Here is an 18124-nt window from a genome sequence, read left to right as displayed (position 1 = left end):
CAACAACCCGGTGTCACGCGCTCGAACCCACGCCACAAGCCACCCTGCGCCTGATTTCCTCGATCCCCACGATCCATCCCCGATTCCGAACACCCCGCACCCACGCTCCCACACAAACCGGGATTTCCCTAGGCTGACATGCCGGCGTGCGCGCGGTTAAATAAATCAACGTGATTTATTTAATGCGCTGCCCGACAGCGCACCATGGAAGGAGACGCCATGAGAAGCCCGCACTTCGGCCAGGGAAGCAACTCGGCCAACGTGCGCCGTTACAACGAGCGCCTGCTGCTGAAGACGCTGCGCCGCGCAGGCAGCGCGTCGAAGGCCGACCTCGCCCGCCTCGCGAGCATGACGGGAACGGCAGTCGGCAGCATCATCGCGTCGCTCGCCGATGCGAAGCTGATCGAATTCGCGGGCCGCACCGAAGGGCAGCGCGGCCAGCCGGCCTCGCTGATCCGCCTCGACCCGCGCGGCGCGTTCGGCATCGGCGTCCATCTCGACCGCATGCGCATCGAAACGGCGCTCGTCAACTTCGCCGGCGACGTGCTCGGCCGCCGCTCGCACGACACGCTGCTGCCGCCGCCCGCCGACGTACTCGAGATCGTCCGCCACGACATCGACGCGATGCAGGCGCTGCTCCCCGACCACGAGCGCGCCCGCCTGACCGGTATCGGCGTCGCCCAGCCCTACAACCTCGGCGCGTGGATGCGCGAACTCGGCCTCGCACCCGACACGTTCCGCGCGTGGGAAGACGTCGATTTCGCGGCCGACCTCGGTCGCACGTTGTCGCTTCCGGTGTTCGGCGAAAACGACGGCAACGCAGCCGCGATCGCCGAGCTGTTCTACGGATACGGCCGGCAGTGCGACGACTTCGTCTACCTGTTCATTGGGCCGGCCATCGGCGGCGGCATCGCGATCGACGGCGACTGCCTGCGCGGCGTGACCGGCAACGCGGGCGACATCGCCGTGATTCCCGTGCCGCCGAGCCGGCTGGCTTCCGCGCCGCCGCCACGCGGCCCGTGGGACATCCTGCTCGCGCGCGCGTCGCTGCATGCGCTGGTGCGCCATCTGCGCCATCACGGCGAAACGGTCGACAACCGGGCCGATCTCGAAGCGTGCATCGCCCGCGGCCTGCCCGCCGTCGACGAATGGATCGACGATTGCGTCGACGCGCTGGCGCCGGCATTGCGCGCGGTGCTGTGCGTGGTCGACGCGCCGGTGGTCGTACTCGACGCCGATACCGACGCGGGCCTGCTCGACGCGGTCACGACGCGCCTGCGCGCCGCGCTCGTGGCCACCGCGCCCGAAGCACGCGGCACGCCGGTGCTCGTACGCGGCACGTTCGGCGCCGACGCCGGTGCGATCGGCGCGGCCACGCTGCCGATGTTCTTCAACTTCTCCCCGCGGGCCGGCATCCTCAAGGGCGCCCGCATCGACTCGCAGGAGGTCAACCATGTCGCGATCTGAGTCGCCCCGTCCGTTGCTCGAGATGCGCGGGATCAGCAAGACGTTCCCGGCCGTGCGTGCGCTCGACAACGTCAGCCTGACCGTCTATCCCGGCGAGATCCATTCGCTGATGGGCGAAAACGGCGCGGGCAAATCGACGCTGATGAAGATCCTGTCGGGCGCATACCGCGCCGACGCCGGCGGCGAAATCCTGATCGACGGCGCCCGCATCGACATCGACGGCCCGCTTGCCGCGCGCGATGCTGGCGTCGCGGTGATCTACCAGGAACTGTGCCTGTCGCCGAACCTCACCGTCGCGGAAAATATCTACATCGGCCGCGAACTGCGGCGCGGCAACCGGCGCTGGGGCACGATCGACCGGGCGGCGATGGCGCGCGGCTGCGAGGACGTGCTCGCGCGCCTGGGCGCATCGTTCGGGCCCGACACGCTCGTCGACACGCTGTCGATCGCGGAGCAGCAGCTCGTCGAGATCGCACGCGCCGTGCACACCCGGGCGCGCATCCTCGTGATGGATGAGCCAACCACGCCGCTGTCGTCGCGCGAAACCGAGCACCTGTTCCGCCTGATCCGCCAGTTGCGCGAGGAAGGTCTCGCGATCATCTATATCAGCCACCGGATGGCGGAGATCTACGAGCTGTCCGACCGCGTGTCGGTGTTGCGCGACGGCGCGTACGTCGGCACGCTCGAACGCGCGTCGCTGTCGGCCGAGCGCCTCGTCGCGATGATGGTCGGCCGCGACATCTCCGGCTTCTACAAGAAGGAACACGCACCGTACGACCCCGGCCACCTGCTGCTGTCGGTCCGCGACATCGCCGACGGCGCACGCGTGCGCGGCTGCAGCCTCGACCTGCACGCCGGCGAAGTACTGGGCATCGCGGGGCTGGTCGGCGCAGGCCGCACCGAACTCGCGCGGCTGATCTTCGGCGCCGAACCGCGCGTGCGCGGCGACGTGAAGGTGGGCGAACGCACGTTCGGCGCGCACTCGCCGCGCGACGCAATCGACGCGGGCCTCGTCTACCTGACCGAAGACCGCAAGCGCCAGGGCCTGTTCCTCGACATGAGCGTGCGCGACAACATCAACATCTCGGTCTGCAACCGCGACGCGCGGCTCGGTGCACTCGATCTCGCGCGCGGTGCCGAACGCGCGCAGGACGCCATTGCGTCGCTGTCGATCCGCGTGCCGAACGCGAACGTCAACGTCGGCGCGCTGTCCGGCGGCAACCAGCAGAAAGTGTTGCTGTCGCGCCTGCTCGAGACGAAGCCGCGCGTGCTGATCCTCGACGAACCGACCCGCGGCGTCGACATCGGCGCGAAATCCGAGATCTACCGGATCATCAACGAACTGGCCCGGGCCGGCGTGGGCGTGATCGTGATCTCGAGCGAACTGCCGGAGATCATCGGTGTCGCCGACCGCGTGCTGGTGATGCGCGAAGGCGAGATCGCCGGCGAACTCGGCGGCTACACGCCTACGCCCATCACGCAGGAAGCCATCATCGCGCTCGCCACCGGCTCGCAAGCCGAGCTCGCCGACGCGCACTGAGGCTCGCCCCTTTTCATTTCCTTCTTACATCCAGGTTACCGAAATGATCAACCCGACCAAGCAGCGGAACCTCGCTTCCGCGACGGCCCAGCCGGTGGCCACCCGCACGCCGCTGTTGCGCGGCGCCGATCAACGCGCCCGCATGCAGTCGCTGATCCGCACCGCCGGCATGCTGCCGGTGCTGCTGGTTCTGTGCATCGGCTTCGGCTTTCTGACCGACGGCTTCTTCACGCTGCAGAACCTGTCGATCGTCACGCAGCAGGCGTCGATCAACATCGTGCTGGCCGCCGGCATGACCTTCGTGATCCTGACGGGCGGCATCGACCTGTCGGTCGGCTCGGTGCTCGCCGCCGCGGCCGTCGCGGCACTGCTCGCGTCGACCATCCCCGGCTGGGGCTGGCTCGGCGTGCCGTTCGCACTCGTCGTCGGCCTCGTGTTCGGCGCGATCAACGGCGGCCTGATCTCGTTCCTGCGCCTGCCGCCGTTCATCGTCACGCTCGGCGCGATGACCGCCGTGCGCGGCGTCGCGCGCCTGATCGGCAACGACACGACCGTGTTCAATCCGCAGTTGCCGTTCGCGTTCATCGGCAACGGCACGATCCTCGGCGTGCCGTGGCTCGTCGTGATCGCGTGCGCGGTGATCGCGATCTCGTGGTTCATCCTGCGCCGCACGGTGCTCGGGATGCGCATCTATTCGGTCGGCGGCAATCCGGAAGCCGCCCGCCTGTCGGGCATCAACGTGCGGGCGATCCAGCTGTTCGTGTACGCGGCGTCAGGGCTGCTCGCCGGCCTCGGCGCGGTGATGTCGGCCGCACGGCTCTATGCGGCCAACGGCCTGCAGCTCGGCCAGTCGTACGAACTCGACGCGATCGCCGCGGTGATCCTCGGCGGCACGAGCTTCGTCGGCGGCGTCGGCTCGATCGTCGGCACGCTGATCGGTGCGCTGATCATCGCGGTGCTGACCAACGGGCTCGTGCTGCTCGGCGTGTCCGACATCTGGCAGTACATCATCAAGGGGCTCGTGATCATCGGCGCCGTCGCGCTCGACCGCTACCGCCAGCGCGATTCGGCCCGTACCTGAGCCCCTGCCCGTCCATTCAACCTGGCGGCGCAGGCCGATCCCTGCGCCCGCCCGCCAAGCCACTTCACGGAGACACCACGACATGTTCAAGCACAAAGCCGCCCTGACCGCCGTCGCCTGCGCACTCGCGTTCGGCGCTTCCGCCGCGCACGCGGCCGACAAGCCGCTCAAATCGATCGGCGTCACGGTCGGGTCGCTCGGCAACCCGTACTTCGTCACGATCGTCAAGGGCGCCGAGGCGCGCGCCAAGCAGATCAACCCGAATGCGAAGGTCACGGCCGTATCGGCCGACTACGACCTGAACAAGCAGTTCACGCAGATCGACAACTTCATCTCCGCGCACGTCGACATGATCCTGCTCAACGCAACCGACCCGAAAGCGATCGAACCGGCGGTGAAGAAGGCGCAGGCGGCCGGCATCACGGTCGTCGCGGTCGACGTCGCGGCCGCCGGCGCGAATGCGACCGTTCAGACCAACAACGTGAAGGCCGGCGAGCTGGCATGCGACTACATCGCGAAGAAACTCAACGGCAAGGGCAACGTGATCATCGAAAACGGCCCGCAGGTGTCGGCCGTGATCGATCGCGTCAACGGCTGCAAGACCGTGCTCGCGAAAAGCGCCGGCATCAAGGTGCTGTCGAGCGACCAGGACGGCAAGGGCTCGCGTGAAGGCGGGATGAACGCGATGCAGGGCTACCTGACGCGCTTTCCGAAGCTTGACGCGGTGTTCACGATCAACGACCCGCAGGCGATCGGCAGCGATCTCGCCGCGAAGCAGCTGAACCGCCCGAACATCGTGATCACGTCGGTCGACGGCGCGCCCGATATCGAGGTCGCGCTCAAGTCGAATACGCTCGTGCAGGCGTCGTCGAGCCAGGACCCTTGGGCGATGGCGCAGCAGGCCGTCAACGTCGGCTACGGCATCATGAACGGCCAGAAGCCGGCCAACCCGATGATCCTGATCGAGCCGACGCTCATCACGCGCGACAACGTGAAGAGCTACAAGGGCTGGAGCACCCCGCGCTGATCGCGCCACCTGTCCGCCCGAGCAACCGGGCGGTGCCGGGCCGCGTCGCGACGTGCGACGACCCGCACTGCCCGTCCTTTCAGATCAACCGCTGCATGGCCGCGTACAACGCCGCCGCACAAGGTTTCGACATGACGACGACGTTTCCCCGCCTGATCGTATTCGGCGAAGCATTGACCGATTTCATCCGCGACGACGCACAGCACTGGCATAGCGTCGCCGGCGGCTCATGCTGGAACGTCGCGCGCGTCGGTGCGCGACTCGGCGTGCCGACGGCCTTCGCCGGCACGGTCAGCCGCGACACCTTCGGTGACGAGCTGATGCGCAAGAGCGCCGACGCGGGGCTCGACCTGCGCTTCATCCGGCAGGTCGATCGCGCGCCGCTGCTCGCGATGGTCGTGTCGAAGCAGCCGCCCCACTACTTCTTCATCGGCGAGAACAGCGCCGATCTCGCGTTCGATCCGGCGGACCTGCCCGCCGGCGCACTCGACGCGGCCGAGATCGTGCACGTCGGTTCGCTCGGCGTCGTGCGCGAGCCGCTCGCGTCGCGCCTGATCGATGTGGCGCAAGCGGCGCGGGCGGCCGGCAAGCGGATCTCGTTCGACCCGAACTTCCGCGCACCGATGGCCGCGCCGTCGTATCGCGACACGCTGCGCCGGCTGGCCGGGCTCGCCGACTGGATCAAGGTATCCGACGAGGATCTGCGCGGGCTGTTTCCCGAACTCGACGAAGCCGCCGCGCTCGCGCAGCTGCGCACGTGGGCGCCGGACGCCGCGATGCTCGTCACGCGCGGCGCATCCGGCATGCAGCTCCTGCATCGCGACCTCGTGCTGTTCCAGCCCGCGTTCCCGACCGACGTGGCCGACACCGTCGGCTGCGGCGATGCGAGCATCGGCGGCTGGCTCGCGAGCCAGCTTGCGCGTCCCGATGCATCCGCCGCCGAACATCTGCGCTACGCGGCCGCGTGCGCGGCCGTCGCCTGTGCGCATGCAGGCGCCTATGCGCCGACGGCGGCCGAAGTGACCGACATGATCGATCGTTCCGCCGACGCCGTGGTGTCGCCATAGCACTCACCGGCGCGGCGCCCCCGCGCCGCCCCGTCACGCGGCGGTCGTGCCGTCGCTGCCGTCCGGCGGCATCCGGGCCTGCAGCAGTTGCAGGCTCTCGTCGACGCTCAGTTCGGACATCGCATCGTCGTGCAGCGTGTCGTCGGCCGCGCGACGCAACGCATGCAGCGCGTGCACCTTGAGCCGCACGATCGCGAGCCGCAACCCGCGCGCCGTGCATTCGGCCGCGAACGTGCGCAACGATTCGATCGTCGTGCTGTCGACATCCGGCGTTTCCTCGAGGCTCAGCATCACGGTATGCGCGTCCGGCGCGGCCTTCATCAACGCACGCACGCGGTTCAGCATCCGGTCCGCATTCGCGAAGAACAGTTGCGCCTCGGGCCGCACGATCAGCACGCCCGGCACCGGCTTCGCGTCGGCATGGCTCGCCACGTCGACGAAATCGTGACTGTCGCGCAGCCTGCCGAGCACGCTGACGTTCGGTTCGGACAGCTTGCGCAGCGTCAGCAGCAGGCTCACGCCGATGGCCGCGAGCAGCCCGTGCAGCACGCCGAGCACGAGCACCGCGAGCAGCGCGGCGATCACGACGAGGCGGTCGCGATGCCAGGCCCAGTACGGCCGGAATACCGACGGATGCAGCGAGTGGCTGACCGCGAAGATCACGATCGCCGCGAGCACGGGCTCCGGCGTGCGCGCGAGCTGCGGCAGCAGCAGCCAGACGATCAGCGCGACCACGCCCGCCGCCCACAGGCCGGCAAAGCGCGACTGCGCGCCGGCCGCTTCGTTCGCCGAGGTCGCCGAATAGCCGGCGCCGACCGGCATGCCGTGCAGCAGGCCCGACACGAGGTTCGCGCAGCCGAGCGCGACGAGGTCGCGGTTCGGCGACACGCTGTCGCCATGCTTCAGCGCGAAGTTGCGGATCGATCCGTACGATTCCGCGTACAGGATCAGCATCAGCGCGAACGCAAGCTCGATGGTCTGCATCCACGCGTTGCGGTCGAGGGTCGGCAGGCCGAACTCGATATGCTTGAAATCGATATGGCCGACGATCGCGATCCCGTATCGCTGCCAGTCGATCGCATAGCCGGCCGCGATCGACAGCACGATCACGACGAGCGTCGCGGGCACGCGCGAGCTGCGCCCGAGCGTGAACAGCAACGCCAGCGCAATGGCGCCGAGCACGACGCTCGCGAGATTCGCGTGCGGCGCGCCGGTGATCAGGTCGAGCGCGACATGCGGCGCATCGCTGTGCTGCACGGAAATCGCGAGGATCTTCGGCAACTGCTTGATGACGATCGTCAGCGCGAGGCCGAACGTGAAGCCGCGCAACACCGGCCGCGCGACGAAATCCGACATGCCGCCCAGCCGCGCGGCACCGGCCAGGATGAACAGCACGCCCGTCATCGCGACGAGCGCCGCCGCGAGCGCGAGTTGCGCGGCGAGCGCCATCCCCGACTCCGCGAGCACGGTGGCCGCGAGCACGGCGGCCGAAGACGACGTCGACGACACGATCGCGAAGCGGCTGCTGCCGGTGAGCGCATAGACGACGAGCCCCGACAGCAACGCGATGAGACCGGCCTGCGGCGGCAGGTTCGCCAGCCCCGCGTACGCGACCGCCTCGGGGATCAGCAGCCCCGCGATCGACAGGCCGGCCAGCGCATCGAGGCCGATGCGTCGCGTAGGCGGCGGCACGGCCGCGTCGAGCGCGGCGAAATGGTCGGCATGCTGCGGGCCGGCATCGGGGCGGATCGGGGCGGTCGTCATGAGGCGGTCAGGGCTTGACGGCAATGACGCCCGACCAGCCGGGCAGATAGCGTGCATCCTGCTCATGCGCGCGACGCAGAGCGATGTCGAGCGCCTTCGCGAAGTTCTTGCGGATCTGGTCGAGCGACACGTGCTGGCGCAGGTAGTCGGCCCACAGGAATTCGCTGAACGGCGTCGCATCCTTCGCATAGCCGCCCGCCGTGCGCAGCTCGCCCGCGAGGCTGCGGTACGGATCGTCCACGAGCCCGGTCAGCGCCTTCGGCAGATTCGCGTAGTCGCGACGCGTGCCGTCGGCGCCGAACGGATGCACCCACTGGTTGTGTTCCATCATCCGCCAGAAGATCGTCTCGTCGAGCCATGACAGATCCTTCAGCAGCATCGCGTTCACGCGTGCCTCGCCTTCCTCGATCAGCGCGAGGCCGAGGTGGTGGTGGTCGGTGATGTAGTGCAGCCCGTCCGGGCCGAGCACCGCCGGGAACCAGTGCGATTCGATCGCGGCCTTGCGCGCGCGCTTGCCGAGCGCCTTCCAGTGCTTGCGCTTCGCCTTGACTTCGCGATAGCCGACCGTCATCTGCGTGGGACGCAGTTCTTCAAGCTTGACGGGAATCAGGTGAACATCGTTGCCGAGAGCCATGGTCGTACCCCATGTTGCGAAATTCCGGCAACGATACTCCTGATCGCGCGAGCCGTTAATACGTCATGACCTCGATACGCGTCCGGTTGACGATCTCTGACAACCGCGCGACCGCCCGCCCGCGCACGGCGCCGCGCTACGCGCGCAGATCGTTGCGCTCGAGACGATGTCGAATGTAAGGAATGCCATCGTGCACGACGCTCACGCGACGCATCCCGAGCTTGCGCGCGACATTCAGCGAGCCGCTGTTGGCCTGGGCGATATCGGCGATCACGCGCGGCAGGCGCACGGTGTCGAACGCGTGGCGCACGACGGCTGCCGCGGCTTCGCTCGCGATGCCGCGCCCCCAGGTCGCACGCACCAGCCGCCAGCCGATCTCGACGTCGCGCGCGCCGTCCGCATAGTCGGGAATCAGCAGGATCCAGCCGATGAACGCATCGGGCGCGGCCTTCTCGAAGATCGACCAGTAGCCGAGGCCCGGCGGATAGTCGCACGTGATCCGGTGCGTGACGAAACGCCGATGCTCGACAGGATCGTGCCACGGGCCCGCGATATGGCGCGTGACCTCGGGATCGCGATCCATCGCGAGGCATGCGTCGAGATCGGCCAGCACACGCGGACGCAGCCACAGCCGCGCCGTCTCGAGCACGGGCAGCGTGGCGGCGGAACGTTCGGTCATCGGGACTCCTGATTCGGTGACGATGTGCATCGGACGCATTACAAAACAGATACAAACAGCCTTCCGGAAGGATACAGACGCCTGTCGCCGGCTTGGGGCGACGGCATTGCCATTTCCGAAACAGTTCATTTCCTAGGGATTATTCCCGATTCGACGTTATCGCGCCCCACATCGTCGGGCGCCGCCGCCTACACTCGATCCATGCCCCCGCACCGCGCGCAGGCCGGGCCGGCATCCGCATCCACAACGTGAGCGCGCAAGCCGACGAGGAGACCTCGGACATGAGCTGGACCCGCGAACAACGCAACGTCACGATCGCCGCCTACCTCGGCTGGACACTCGATGCGTTCGATTTCTTCCTGATGGTGTTCGTGCTGAAGGACATCGCCGCCGAATTCGGGTCGACGATTCCCGCCGTCGCGTTCGCGCTCACCCTGACGCTCGCGATGCGCCCGCTCGGCGCCCTGATCTTCGGCCGGCTCGCCGATCGCTTCGGTCGCCGCCCGACGCTGATGGTCAACATCGCATGCTACTCGCTGCTCGAACTCGCATCCGGTTTCGCACCGAGCCTGACCGCGCTGCTCGTGCTGCGCGCGTTGTTCGGCGTCGCAATGGGCGGCGAATGGGGAGTCGGCTCGGCTCTGACGATGGAAACCGTGCCGACCCATGCGCGCGGCTTCGTGTCGGGGCTGCTGCAGGCCGGCTATCCGAGCGGCTACCTGCTCGCGTCCGTCGTGTTCGGCCTGTTCTACCAGTACATCGGCTGGCGCGGCATGTTCATGGTGGGCGTGCTGCCCGCGCTGCTCGTGCTGTACGTGCGTGCACACGTACCCGAATCGCCGGCATGGAAGCAGATGGAAAAGCGCCCGCGCCCGAGCCTGGGCTCCACGTTGAAGCAGAACTGGAAGCTCACGATCTACGCGATCGTGCTGATGACCGCATTCAACTTCTTCTCGCACGGCACGCAGGATCTCTATCCGACGTTCCTGCGCGAACAGCATCACTTCGATCCGCATACCGTGTCGTGGATCACGATCGTGCTGAACATCGGCGCCATCGTCGGCGGCCTGTCGTTCGGCGCGATCTCGGAGCGGATCGGCCGGCGTCGCGCCATCTTCATCGCCGCGTTGATCGCCCTGCCCGTGCTGCCGCTGTGGGCGTTCTCGAGCGGCCCGGTTGCCCTCGCCGCGGGGGCGTTCCTGATGCAGATCTCGGTGCAGGGTGCGTGGGGCGTGATCCCGGTTCACCTGAACGAGATCTCGCCCGACGAGATCCGCGCGACCTTCCCCGGCGTCGTCTACCAGCTCGGCAACCTGCTCGCGTCGGGCAACGCGACGATGCAGGCGTCGCTCGCCGTGTCGAACAACAACAATTACGGCTTCGCGCTCGCGCTCGTGGCCGGCATCGTCGCCGTCGTGATCGCCGTGCTGATCCTGTTCAGCCGCGAGCGGCGCGGCATCGACATGACGCAATCGGTCAATACGCGTAGCACGGTCGGCTGATCCCGCGCATTGCCGCACCGCATCATCACGCGTACCCCGTCCCGTCGAGGGCACGCCCGATACTTTCCGCATTCGCACATCGAACTAGAGGAATTTGTCCAGATTCCCCGCTTGCCCGCTCCGTCCGCGATTTTTTATCTTAATAAAAACGGCTGTTTGAATCAGACAAACAAATCACCAGTTCGCGGCCGGGCGACCGGCATGGGAGGCGGGACATGGCAGTAAGTCAGGAGGGGCGGCCATCCGCGGGACGGCCGTCCGGGGCACGGTCATCCGGCACGCGGCAGACCGGCGGGACGAAGGCGCGCATCCTCGATGCGGCCGAGGACCTGTTCATCGAGCATGGCTTCGAGGCGATGTCGATGCGCCAGATCACCTCGCGCGCGGCGGTCAATCTCGCCGCGGTCAACTACCACTTCGGCAGCAAGGAAGCGCTGATCCACGCGATGCTGTCGCGCCGGCTCGACCAGCTCAACCAGGAACGCCTCGGCATCCTCGACCGCTTCGATGCGCAACTCGGCACGCACATCACCTGCGAGCACGTGCTCGGCGCGATGTTCATTCCGGCGCTGAAGGCCTCGCGCAATCCCGATCGCGGCGGGCCCGGCTTCCTGCGCCTGATCGGCCGTGCGTACACCGACCCGTCGCCGTTCGTGCGCAACTTCCTGACCGCGCACTACGCGAGCGTCGCGGGCCGCTTCTTCGACGCGTTCCAGCGCGCGTTGCCGCACCTGCCGCGCACGGAGCTCGGCTGGCGGCTGCACTTCGCGATCGGCGCGCTGTCCGGCGCGCTCGCGGGCGCCGAAACGGAAAGCCTGATCGACGAGTTCTCGCAAGGCCGCACGATGAACGACGTGCAGATGATCGCGCGACTGTCATCGCTGATCGTCGCCGCGCTGAAAGCGCCGATGCCCGACAGCGCGCAGTTGTCGATCTTCGCGGCCGTGCTCGACGATGCGGGAGCCAGCGAAGCATTCGGGCTGCCGCAGTCGGCGCCGCCCCTCGTCGATACGACGACGCTGCATTCCACGAACTGAGCGCGCGAGGCCACGCGCGGCTTCCTGTTCACGATTTGATTGAAACGCGCGGTCGTGCGGGGCGTCGAGGCGCCCCGTCGATCGACCGTGCGGCACGGGGCACGGGCCGGCGCCGAAGCGCCCGCCCTCGCCGAGAGCAAAGACCGGAGACTCGTCATGTCATCTTCCGCAGCAACCGCAGCGGCCCAGGTTCCGCCGAACACCGACGGCATCTGGTACGCGTCGTACCCGCCCGGCGTCCCGCACGAGATCGACGTCACGCAATACGCGTCGCTCGTGCAGTTCTTCGACGAATGCACGAGCCGTTTCGCCGAGCGCGTCGCCTACGTGAGCGCAGGCGCATCGATGACCTATCGCACGCTCGCGCAGAAAGTCGACGCGTTCGCGTCGTACCTGCAAGGCATCGGCATCAAGCCCGGCGACCGCGTCGCGATCATGCTGCCGAATACGTTCCAGTACCCGGTCGCGCTGTTCGGCACGCTGAAGGCAGGCGCGATCGTCGTCAACGTCAATCCGCTCTACACCGTGCGCGAACTCGCGCATCAGTTGAAGGACAGCGGCGCGCAGACGATCGTCGTGTTCGAGAACTTCGCGCGCACGCTGCAGGACGCGCTGCCGGAAACGCAGGTGAAGAACATCGTCGTCACCGCGCTCGGCGACCTGCTCGCCGACGGCTTCAACGCGAAAGGACGCCTGATCAATTTCGTGCTGAAGCACGTGAAGAAGCTCGTGCCGGCCTACCACCTGCCGCAGGCCATCCGGTTGCGCTCGGCGCTGGCGCTCGGGGCGCGCGGCAAGCCGCAACCGGTGCAGACCACGCGCGACGACCTCGCGTTCCTGCAGTACACGGGCGGCACGACCGGCGTCGCGAAAGGCGCGATGCTCACGCACGGCAACCTGATCGCGAACCTGCTGCAGGCGAAGGCCTGGATCGCCGACCAGGTCTCGGGCGACGTCGAAACCGTGCTCACGCCGCTGCCGCTGTATCACATCTATTCGTTGACGGTGAACGCATTCATCTTCATGGGGCTCGGCGGGCGCAACATCCTGATCGCGAACCCGCGCGACATGACGATGGTGATGAAGATCATCCGCAACGAGACGTTCACCGGGATCACCGGCATCAACACGCTGTACAACGCGTTCCTCGACAACGAGGAATTCCGCAAGCGCGATTTCTCGAAGCTGAAGCTCGCGATGGCCGGCGGGATGGCGATGCAGCGCGCGGTGGCGGAGCGCTTCCAGCAGGTGACGGGCCGGCCGGTCGTCGAAGGCTACGGCCTGACCGAGTGCTCGCCGATCGTCACGATGAACCCCGTGGACCTGAACGACATGGCCGCGTTCAGTGGTTCGATCGGCCTGCCCGCGCCGTCCACCCTCGTGCGCTTTCGTCGCGAGGACGGCACCTGGGCGCCCGTCGGCGAACCGGGCGAGCTGTGCGTGCGTGGCCCGCAGGTGATGCGCGGCTACTGGCAGCGCCCCGACGAGACGGCCAAGGTGATCGACGCCGACGGCTGGCTCGGCACCGGCGACATCGGCGTGATGGACGAACGCGGCTTCATCCGCCTGATCGACCGCAAGAAGGACATGATCCTCGTGTCGGGCTTCAACGTGTATCCGAACGAGATCGAGGAAGTGCTGGTGATGCATCCGGGCATCAGCGAAGCCGCGGCGATCGGCATTCCTGACGAGATACAGGGCGAACGGATCAAGGTGTTCGTCGTGCGCCGCGACCCGTCGCTGACGGTCGACGACGTGCTCGCGCACTGCCGCAAGAACCTGACCGGCTACAAGATGCCGAAATTCGTCGAGTTCCGCGACGCGCTGCCGCAGACGAACGTCGGCAAGATCCTGCGCCGTGCGTTGCGCGACGAGGAACTCGCCAAAATCAAGGCCGCGAAGCAAGGCTGAACGCACCATCGCCCCGGGAGACGCCGTCGATGAACGAAGGAAAGAAGCGCCACGCGCGGCATGCCGCCGCTATGGCAGTCGCGTGCATGCTGTCGCTCGCCCAGACCGGCCTGCATGCGCAGGAAGCCGCCAGTGCCGTGAGCGCGGCGCAGGAGGTCGCCCTGCCGCCCGATCTCGCGAAAGTCACCCGCGAGCCGGTCGCGCAACAGGCACGCTGGCTGCGCACGGCCGCGCAGCGCGGCACGCTCGCGCAACTCGATGACGCCACGCTCACGGCGCTCTTCAAGGCGCTCGATCCGCTCGCCGTGCCGCTCTATATCCGTAACGGTCCCAACGGCTATCCGTCCTACCAGTTCACGATGGTGCGCCAGGAACGCATCAGCGGAAAATGGTCCGATACGCCCGACCGCATGCTGGTGAAGACCACCCGCGAGCCGCTGCGCGTCTATGCGAAATGGCTGCCGGGCGGCGCGCACGCCGGGCAGGAAACCATCTACGACACGACGCAGCGCAAGGACGAGATGTACGGCCACCTCGGCGGCCTGCTCGGCAAGATTCCGCTATGGACGGCCATCGACGGTGCACTCGCGCGCGCCCAGTCGAATCACCAGGTGAAGGATCTCGGCACCGAATTCATCACGAACCTGTACCTGACCGAAGGGAAGAAATACCTGGAAGCCGGCGTGCAGCGGCCGACCGATGTGGAAGCCAGAACGATCAACGGCGTGCGCGTCGTTGCGCTCACCTACGAAACACCGACCGGCCGGCCGCAGTTCTATGCGAAGAAGGAAGTCCTGGGGCTCGACCTGCACGCGCCCTATTTCCGGACCGTCGAGTCCTATGACAACGACGGCAAGATCTTCGAGCGGATCGTCATCGAGAAAATCGCCCCGACGACGCTCGACGACACCGCATTCGACCCGAAAAACCCCGACTACGCGTTCTGATGCGCGCCGGCGGGGCTGGCCTCGGACTCAATCGTCATCGTCGTCGCCGTGGTGCCGGTGCCAATGCTTGTCATAGTGCCTGCGCCACTTGCGATAGCGATCGTCGTCGTCATCGCCGTAGTAGCCGTATCCGTAGCCCGGATAGGCGACCACGGCCGGTTGCGGCGCCACATAGACCGGGGCCGGCTCGACATAGACCGGTGCGACCGGTACGCCGATGCCGACCGACAGGTCGACATGCCCCGCCATCGCACTGCCCGAAGCCAGCAACGCCACGCTCCCGACCCACCCTGCCCATCGTCTCTTGTTCATGTTCTGAATCCCTGATATGCCGGCCCGCCCGGCGCGCGCGACTAAAGTAAACGTCGCGCGCGAACCCAGGTGATACGGCCTTGCGAGAGTCGTAACGCGACGTAACGAAATGGCATTAGCCGTTTGGCCGAATCGCGAAATCGCGCTGGAACGTCTATAGTGGGTTACGGTTCGACACAATCACGACTACGCGCTCCCCGATTGAACAGGGTAGAATCCCGCCAAACACCTTGTGGACGAACACGCCACACACACGCACAACATATTCTCTGACGCAGGCTCCTGCCGCACCTCAATGGCCAATCCCGCAGAATCCCATCCGCAAAACGACTTCATCAATTCGGCGCGCAAGGAACGTAAGCGCGTTGAAATCTATCTCGTCAACGGCATTCGTCTGACGGGGTGCATCGAGTCGTTCGACCAGTACCTGGTGATGCTGCGCACCCCCGTGGGTCTGCAAGGCATCTACAAGCGCGCGATTTCCACGATCCAGCTCGACACGGGCGGCTCGCGCCCGGGCGGCAGCGGCCCCCGCGGGCCGCGCACCGGCGGGCGCCCCGGCGGCCGTGAAGGCGGCGGTCACAGCCCGTACGGCTCGCACGGCGGCCCGCGTGAATCGCGCGGCGACGGCGGCTACGGCTCCCGCGAACCGCGTGAAGGCTATGGCTCGCGCGAACCGCGCGAAGGCTACGGTGCCCCGCGCGAACCCCGTGAACCGCGCGAAAGCTACGGCGCACCGCGCGACACCGGCGACGCATCCGGCAACGCCTCGTCGTCGGATGCCCGCGGCGGCAGCGGGCCGGTCATCGTGACGCGCCGCCGGCGAATCGTGCCGGACGGCCAGTAAAGCAAAAGGGCAAGCCAACCGGCTTGCCCTTTTTACTGGTGCGGCCGGCGCGGCATGTCGCCGCACCGCCGCCGGGTTCAGCGTGCCGTCGTCGGCAGGCCCGCATCGGCCTCACGCTGCAACGAACGCACCTGCTGCTGCAACGCGCGCAGTTGCGACTGAAGCTCGGCCTGCTGCGCCTGCAATGCGGCCGTCTCGTTGCGTACGCTCTTCTGGCGATCCGCGACCGCCGCCTGCTGCTGTCGGGCGATCGAGATATCGGCCTGCAGACGCCGCGCGCGATCCTGCGTGACCTCGATCTGCTTGTCCATTTGCGCCTTCTGCGATTCCAGCTTCGCCGCCCGCAGTTCGTTCACGGCCAGCCGCTCCGCCTGGCGCGAGAAGTCGCGATAGATCGCTTCCGCACGCGTTTCGTCGTAAGTCTTGATGACGCGCCAGAACGCCTTCTGCTGGAACAACGCGACGAAGTACGCCCCGTCCTTCACGTTGAACAGCAGGCTCGCGCCGTAGCTGCCGTTGTAGCTCGTGCGCATTTCCGTCAGCGAGTGCGCCTGGATCTGGCGCTGCAAGTCGTCGACCGTGCTCGGCCCCGTCGACTCGCCCGCCTGCGGCTGCAGCGACGTCTGCGAATCGATCACCGGAATCGCCGCCACCGGCGCCGATGCCTGCTGTACGGCCGGCGAACCGCTATCCGCCAGACTTTGCGCGTATGCGCCCTGAATGCCTCCCGCCAGGGCGAACAATACGCACGCCCTTCCCAACCCCGTCATATGGCTCATGAAGTTCTATTCCCGCCCGAGTCGTTGTAATTCAGCGCGATTTTATCTCATTAATTACTCGCTTTCGCGGGTCTCGGGTTCCTCGTCGAAGATCTGGTATTTGCGCATTTTTTCCCACAGTACCTTGCGGCTGATGCCGAGCTGCTGCGCCGTATCCTGACGCCGCCAGCCGTTTGCGTCGAGCGCCGCAATGACGCGGTTGCGCTCGTTCATGTCCCACTTGCTGCGATCGACGAACACCTCGGCCGCACTCTCCGCCGGGACCGGCTGGGCCGAACTGCGCGCATGCGCGATCAGCCGCTGCAGCCGCGCGGCATCCCAACCGCCCGTCTGCCGCACCGTCACGCCGACACGCTCGGCGAGGTTGCGCAGTTCACGCACGTTGCCGGGGAAATAGCTGTCCGCGACGGAATCCGTCAGCCAGTACGGCAGATCGGACAACTGAGCGAGCCGCTCTTCGCCGACGACCTGTGCGACGAACGACTTGAACAGCGCGATCTTGTCGACGGCGCCGCGCTCTTCCAGCGACGGAATGCTCAGCTCGATCACCGCGAGCCGGTAGTAGAGATCGGCGCGGAACAGGCCATCCTTCACGAGCTGCGGCAGCTTCTTGTTGCTCGCCGCGACCAGCCGGAAATCGACCTTGACCGGCGACGTCGCGCCGACGCGCAGCACCGCGCCATCCTCGAGCACGCGCAACAGCTTGACCTGCTGGTACAGCGGCAGATCGCCGACTTCGTCGAGGAACAGCGTGCCGCCGGCCGCCTGCTCGAAATAGCCTTTATGCGCAACAACCGCGCCCGTGAACGAACCCTTCGCATGACCGAAGAACAGCGATTCGAACAGGCCGTCGGGAATCGCGCCGCAGTTCACGGGCACGAATTCGCCATGCCGGTAGCGCGAATGTTTTTCGTGCAGCAGTTGTGCGATGCGCTCCTTGCCGACGCCGGTTTCGCCGTGCAGCAACACGTTGGTGTCGCAATCGGCGAACGTATCGACTTCGTGCAGCAGGGCCTGCATCGATTCCGAGTGCGCGACGAGTTCGGTCGGATGCGACGTTTCGGCCGTATGCGCCCGCAGCTGCGTGACGAGCTTGCCGATCATGCCACGCAGCTCGGCACACGTGAAGTCGAGCGGCAGGATGTGCGAATACTCGGGCGGATACTGCGACGCGTCGTGATCGCGCGCCGCGCCGACCCAGACGACCGGCATGCCGATGTTGGCCTGCCAGTCGCGCAGGAACGCGGCGCCGATTTCGATCATCGTCACGCTGATGATCGCCAGCGACGGCCGCAAGGCGGCGCGCTCGGGCGAGATCTCCGCGTTGTCGGCGCGGATCACTTCGACGTCGAAGCTCGCCATGCACCGGGCGACGCGGTCGACAATGTCCGCCTTGCCTTCCCAGACGTACAGGTCGAGCTCTTCGATTGCGGGCGTGGTTCTCATGATTCGGGTGCGGCTTCAGTGATTGACGAGTTGCTTTGCATTGCAGATCAGCGATCTGTTGCAGGCAGCAGCGACGCTGCCCGC

16 protein-coding genes are annotated in these 18124 nt (G+C 67.0%); 10 read left to right on the top strand and 6 right to left on the bottom strand.

Annotated elements, in window-relative coordinates; genetic code table 11:
- Positions 1 to 219 precede the first annotated feature (219 nt).
- The 5 genes from CFB41_RS07905 to CFB41_RS07885 all read left to right on the top strand — a co-directional run bounded on the left by CFB41_RS07905 (position 220) and on the right by CFB41_RS07885 (position 6182).
- Complete coding sequence (locus CFB41_RS07905) at positions 220 to 1467, top strand: ROK family protein (protein ID WP_089439986.1); 1248 nt, start codon at positions 220 to 222, stop codon at positions 1465 to 1467.
- Entirely contained in the window at positions 1454 to 3007 is a 1554-nt protein-coding gene (locus CFB41_RS07900) for a sugar ABC transporter ATP-binding protein (RefSeq protein WP_089456118.1), read from the top strand. The genes CFB41_RS07905 and CFB41_RS07900 overlap by 14 nt, the downstream gene beginning before the upstream one ends.
- A gap of 43 nt (positions 3008 to 3050) precedes the next feature.
- Positions 3051 to 4088, top strand: a complete 1038-nt coding sequence (locus CFB41_RS07895) for a ribose ABC transporter permease (protein WP_089439984.1) — start codon at positions 3051 to 3053, stop codon at positions 4086 to 4088.
- 82 nt (positions 4089 to 4170) lie between these two features.
- The gene (locus CFB41_RS07890) at positions 4171 to 5115 is read left to right on the top strand and encodes an ABC transporter substrate-binding protein (protein ID WP_071334393.1); all 945 of its coding nucleotides are present in this window, start codon (positions 4171 to 4173) and stop codon (positions 5113 to 5115) included.
- Between the two features lie 131 nt (positions 5116 to 5246).
- On the top strand, positions 5247 to 6182 hold the full coding sequence (locus CFB41_RS07885; RefSeq protein ID WP_089456592.1) for a carbohydrate kinase: 936 nt from the start codon (positions 5247 to 5249) through the stop codon (positions 6180 to 6182).
- A 33-nt stretch (positions 6183 to 6215) separates the two neighbouring features.
- Here the strand turns inward: CFB41_RS07885 and CFB41_RS07880 are convergent, their stop codons facing one another.
- The 3 genes from CFB41_RS07880 to CFB41_RS07870 form a co-directional block, all read right to left on the bottom strand.
- On the bottom strand, positions 6216 to 7946 hold the full coding sequence (locus tag CFB41_RS07880) for a SulP family inorganic anion transporter (protein ID WP_089456117.1): 1731 nt from the start codon (positions 7944 to 7946) through the stop codon (positions 6216 to 6218).
- Positions 7947 to 7953: 7 nt separating this feature from the next.
- On the bottom strand, positions 7954 to 8580 hold the full coding sequence (locus CFB41_RS07875) for a ParB-like protein (RefSeq protein ID WP_089456116.1): 627 nt from the start codon (positions 8578 to 8580) through the stop codon (positions 7954 to 7956).
- A gap of 136 nt (positions 8581 to 8716) precedes the next feature.
- Complete coding sequence (locus tag CFB41_RS07870) at positions 8717 to 9259, bottom strand: GNAT family N-acetyltransferase (protein WP_089439981.1); 543 nt, start codon at positions 9257 to 9259, stop codon at positions 8717 to 8719.
- A 281-nt stretch (positions 9260 to 9540) separates the two neighbouring features.
- On the opposite strand from CFB41_RS07870, the gene CFB41_RS07865 reads away from it, so the two are divergent.
- The 4 genes from CFB41_RS07865 (at position 9541) to CFB41_RS07845 (ending at position 14656) form a co-directional block, all read left to right on the top strand.
- Positions 9541 to 10761: an MFS transporter gene (locus tag CFB41_RS07865; protein ID WP_089456591.1), complete on the top strand. Its 1221-nt coding sequence runs from the start codon at positions 9541 to 9543 to the stop codon at positions 10759 to 10761.
- A gap of 215 nt (positions 10762 to 10976) precedes the next feature.
- Positions 10977 to 11798 carry a TetR/AcrR family transcriptional regulator gene (locus CFB41_RS07855; RefSeq protein WP_089456115.1) on the top strand — a complete coding sequence of 274 codons (822 nt, stop codon included), beginning with the start codon at positions 10977 to 10979 and terminating at the stop codon, positions 11796 to 11798.
- Positions 11799 to 11954: 156 nt separating this feature from the next.
- Positions 11955 to 13709, top strand: coding sequence for an AMP-binding protein (locus CFB41_RS07850; protein WP_089456589.1), 1755 nt, complete (start codon positions 11955 to 11957; stop codon positions 13707 to 13709).
- A gap of 29 nt (positions 13710 to 13738) precedes the next feature.
- Positions 13739 to 14656: a DUF1571 domain-containing protein gene (locus CFB41_RS07845; protein ID WP_089456114.1), complete on the top strand. Its 918-nt coding sequence runs from the start codon at positions 13739 to 13741 to the stop codon at positions 14654 to 14656.
- 27 nt (positions 14657 to 14683) lie between these two features.
- On the opposite strand, the gene CFB41_RS07840 is transcribed toward CFB41_RS07845, so the two are convergent.
- Positions 14684 to 14968: a PXPV repeat protein gene (locus CFB41_RS07840; RefSeq protein WP_089456113.1), complete on the bottom strand. Its 285-nt coding sequence runs from the start codon at positions 14966 to 14968 to the stop codon at positions 14684 to 14686.
- A 295-nt stretch (positions 14969 to 15263) separates the two neighbouring features.
- On the opposite strand from CFB41_RS07840, the gene hfq reads away from it, so the two are divergent.
- Positions 15264 to 15815, top strand: a complete 552-nt coding sequence (hfq, locus tag CFB41_RS07835) for an RNA chaperone Hfq (protein WP_089456112.1) — start codon at positions 15264 to 15266, stop codon at positions 15813 to 15815.
- Positions 15816 to 15892: 77 nt separating this feature from the next.
- Here the strand turns inward: hfq and CFB41_RS07830 are convergent, their stop codons facing one another.
- Positions 15893 to 16594 carry a DUF2968 domain-containing protein gene (locus CFB41_RS07830; protein ID WP_089439974.1) on the bottom strand — a complete coding sequence of 234 codons (702 nt, stop codon included), beginning with the start codon at positions 16592 to 16594 and terminating at the stop codon, positions 15893 to 15895.
- Positions 16595 to 16648: 54 nt separating this feature from the next.
- Positions 16649 to 18040 carry a sigma 54-interacting transcriptional regulator gene (locus CFB41_RS07825; protein ID WP_089439973.1) on the bottom strand — a complete coding sequence of 464 codons (1392 nt, stop codon included), beginning with the start codon at positions 18038 to 18040 and terminating at the stop codon, positions 16649 to 16651.
- Positions 18041 to 18124 lie beyond the last annotated feature (84 nt).

The organism is Burkholderia sp. AU33803, from assembly GCF_002223095.1.
Classification (GTDB): Bacteria; Pseudomonadota; Gammaproteobacteria; order Burkholderiales; family Burkholderiaceae; genus Burkholderia.
Note: the sequence above shows the minus strand (reverse complement) of the source record. Positions and strands in the feature narration are given on the sequence as shown.